An 810-nucleotide genomic window follows, 5' to 3' on the forward strand; every position below is an offset into this window, starting at 1 on the left:
TTCTTACTGCGACACTAAGGCAGTATTGCAGCCCACCACCTTTGCAGACGACCTTTCCACATATGCATCCTGCTCTGACGGCCGAATGAAGCGGGACAGGCATGGCAGCCTAACCCGCCCGACACAAAGGCCGTCCGACTCCGGACTGGATTCGGACGGCCTTTTCATCACCGGGTTTGCATCGGTGCACATTCCCTATTCGGGAGAACGCACTAGGGTTTATTTTTTAGCGGCGGGGGTGGCGGCTTTGTTTTGAGCGGCCGGGGCGACGGTTGCCTCCGCCTTCAGTTTGGAGAAGATACCCTCACCGATACCTTTGACGTTTTTCAACTCCTCGACCGATTTGAAGGCACCATGTTGTTGACGGTAGTCCACGATGGCTTTGGCTTTGGCAGGGCCGATACCGGGCAGGGCTTCCAACTCGGACGGGGAAGCGGTATTGATGTTGACGGCGGCCAGCGACAGCGAAGCGGTCAGCAGGGAGAGGGCGGCAAAGAGGAATTTTTTCATAAGAAGGTACTCCATAGTTTGTGAATGCGGATGATGCCTGTGTGTGCGGCACCGTAAAATAGTTGGCTACCATATCCGTCTTACCGTTTCCGTTCACACGATACCTGAAGATTTCTTGGTTTACTATCTCTTTATGTATTGATTCTGCAACATCTCTATTCTACCCGCACCCTCCCTATCCGTCACATTTACCCGCTGCGCCATCGTCGCACCCGCCTATCTCCACTCGTGAGCAAGTAAGCCATAGCAAGAAGGCGAGGAACGGTAATGGCGAGTTTCAAGTAAAGATATGAATAAAAT

Annotated in this window: 1 protein-coding gene; it reads right to left on the minus strand. The window is 52.8% G+C overall.

Features of this window, described 5'->3' with window-relative positions; genetic code table 11:
* Positions 1-219: 219 nt before the first annotated feature.
* The gene (locus ACTHTY_RS11300; RefSeq protein ID WP_009313167.1) at positions 220-510 is read right to left on the minus strand and encodes a ComEA family DNA-binding protein; all 291 of its coding nucleotides are present in this window, start codon (positions 508-510) and stop codon (positions 220-222) included.
* Positions 511-810: the final 300 nt, after the last annotated feature.

This window comes from Neisseria sp. P0019.S002, from assembly GCF_051957155.1.
Taxonomy (GTDB): Bacteria; Pseudomonadota; Gammaproteobacteria; order Burkholderiales; family Neisseriaceae; genus Neisseria; species Neisseria perflava.